Raw genomic sequence first — 2,077 nt, 5'->3', positions numbered from 1 at the left:
CGACGATCGCGCGGGGCGTGGGCTCGGGGGCGCGCTACGTCTGCGACCTGGTCGGGCTGGACGACGCGCTGGCCGGCGCCGCGCTGGTGGTCACCGGCGAGGGCTCGCTCGACGAGCAGACGCTGCGCGGCAAGGCCCCGGCGGAGGTGGTGGCGCGGGCGGCCGCGGCGGGGGTGCCCTGCCTGGGGCTGGCCGGCGTGGTGCGGCTGACCCCGGAGCGGCTGCGGGCCGCGGGTTTCGTGGCCGGGCACGGGCTGACCGAGGTGGAGCCCGACCTCGGGCGCTGCGTCGCCGAGGCCCCGCGGGTCCTGGCCGAGCTGGCCGCGCGGGTGGTCGGCACCCACCTGCCGCCGGGCGCGCCGCGGTAGCTTGCGTCGTCCCGATCCCGCCCCTGGAGCCCCGTTGCCGTTCTTCGTGCACTTCGCCCGGTTCGTCCGGCTGCGGCTGAGCGGCTGGCGGCTGCCGCTGGCGGTCGCGGTGTCGGTCTTCCTGTCCAGCTGGCTGGCGATGGCGCTGGCCGAGCCGGCCGGCAGCGCGATCACCGCGCCGGGCACCTACTGGTGGTACTTCCTGGTCACCGCCGCGACCGTGGGCTACGGCGACGTCTTCCCCGGCTCGATCGCCGGCCGGCTGATCGGCGCCTACGTGATCGTGGGCGGCATCGTGACCCTGACCCTGCTGTTCACGCAGCTGTCCGAGGCCCTGCAGTCGCTGCGGGGCCGGCGTCTGAGAGGTGTGGTCCCCCTGGAGCTGTCCGGTCACGTGGTGCTGCTGGGCTACTGGCCGGGGCGCACCGAGCGGATCGTCGCGGAGCTGACCGCCGAGGGGCGCACCCAGGTCGCGCTCTGCGCCTGGGACGACGTCGCGGAGAACCCGATGCCCGACGAGCCGGCCGTGCACTTCGTCCGGGGTGACCTCGCCCACGAGGACGTCATGCAGCGGGCGTGCGTGCCCCGGGCCCGGACCGTGGTCGTCGACGTCCGGGACGACAACGAGACCCTCGCCGTGGCGGTCGCCGTCGAGCACGCCCACCCGGGGGTCCACCTCGTCGCCGCGCTGCGCGACCTGGAGCGGCGGGACTCCCTGCGCTACGTGAGCGCCGGGGTGCAGGCCGTCCAGTGGCACATGCCCTCGCTGCTCACCGAAGAGGCGAACGACCCCGGCATCACCCAGGTCTACAGCGAGCTGATGACGCACGGGGGGCGCAACACCTACTCGCTGACGGTGCCCCCGGGCTTCCCGCACGGCACGTTCGGCGAGTGCCAGCGCCACTTCGGTTCGACCTGGGGCGCGACCGTGCTGGCGGTGCGCGGCCCCGACGGGCTGGCGGTCAGCCCGCCGTGGGACACCCCGCTGGCCGTCGGGACGACGCTGTACTACGTCGCCGACGGGCGCATCCCGGCCCGCCGGCTCACCGGCGGGTCGCGGACCTAGGAGGGGTGGCCCTCGAGGTCGCCCTCGTCGCCCTGCGGCGCCTCGCGCGGGGCGCTCTGCTCCTCCAGGGACGCCGCCATCTCGGGTGACTCCTGCTCGAGGGCGATGTCGCGCGGCTGCGGCGTGTCCGAGGGCGTCGTCATGCCCCCACCCTGCCGCAGCGCCCCGTGCCCCGCTCCCTCACCGGCGGCTCAGGGCAGCCACGCCGGGCGGAAGACCACGGTGCCCGACTGCGCCGGCACGTCCAGCACCACGGTGCCGGTGACGGACGAGGACGGCGCGAGCGGTGCCCCCGGGAAGGCGGCCGCCCCGGTGTCGCAGAAGCCTGCGGGCGAGCTGCCGGTGGCCACGGACCCGTCGTCCGCGACGAGGCGGAAGTCGGCCGGCGAGATGCTGCGCTCGCCACCGAGGACGGCGAGGTCGGCGCCGGTGGTCACGGTGATGCGGACCGCCACCAGGGTGCCGTTGCCCGCGACGACGGAGGAGTCCGCGCAGGACACCCCGGCGACCGCCTGCTCCAGCGTGACCGAGAGGGCCGCTGCGCTGGTCGCGGGGTCGGCCACCTCCACCGACGCGCCGGGCGCAACCACCGCGGGCGCGGGCGCGGGCTCGGCGGGCGGCGGTTCGGCGGGCGGCTCCACGG

At 76.5% G+C, this 2,077-nt stretch carries 4 protein-coding genes; 2 read left to right on the top strand and 2 right to left on the bottom strand.

All coding sequences use genetic code 11. The features are described from left to right. Together E9565_RS21775 and E9565_RS21770 are read left to right on the top strand one after the other, a co-directional pair. A partial coding sequence (locus E9565_RS21775; protein ID WP_236836713.1) for a glycerate kinase occupies positions 1-368 on the top strand: 368 nt, incomplete at its 5' end. Between the two features lie 34 nt (positions 369-402). Beyond that, complete coding sequence (locus tag E9565_RS21770; protein ID WP_236828867.1) at positions 403-1,434, top strand: potassium channel protein; 1,032 nt, start codon at positions 403-405, stop codon at positions 1,432-1,434. Here the strand turns inward: E9565_RS21770 and E9565_RS21765 are convergent. Together E9565_RS21765 and E9565_RS21760 are read right to left on the bottom strand one after the other, a co-directional pair. Beyond that, positions 1,431-1,577 (bottom strand): hypothetical protein, encoded by a 147-nt coding sequence (locus tag E9565_RS21765; protein WP_236828868.1) that lies wholly within the window; start codon positions 1,575-1,577, stop codon positions 1,431-1,433. The genes E9565_RS21770 and E9565_RS21765 overlap by 4 nt on opposite strands. A gap of 48 nt (positions 1,578-1,625) precedes the next feature. Next, a partial coding sequence (locus tag E9565_RS21760) for a DUF4352 domain-containing protein (RefSeq protein WP_236836712.1) occupies positions 1,626-2,077 on the bottom strand: 452 nt, incomplete at its 5' end.

Source organism: Blastococcus sp. KM273129, from assembly GCF_021698995.1.
Taxonomy (GTDB): Bacteria; Actinomycetota; Actinomycetes; order Mycobacteriales; family Geodermatophilaceae; genus Blastococcus.
Note: the sequence above shows the minus strand (reverse complement) of the source record. Positions and strands in the feature narration are given on the sequence as shown.

Coding starts and splice junctions, on each gene's coding strand:
- E9565_RS21765 (WP_236828868.1), bottom strand. CDS start 1,577: ATGACGACGCCCTCGGACACGCCGCAGCCGCGCGACATCGCCCTCGAG.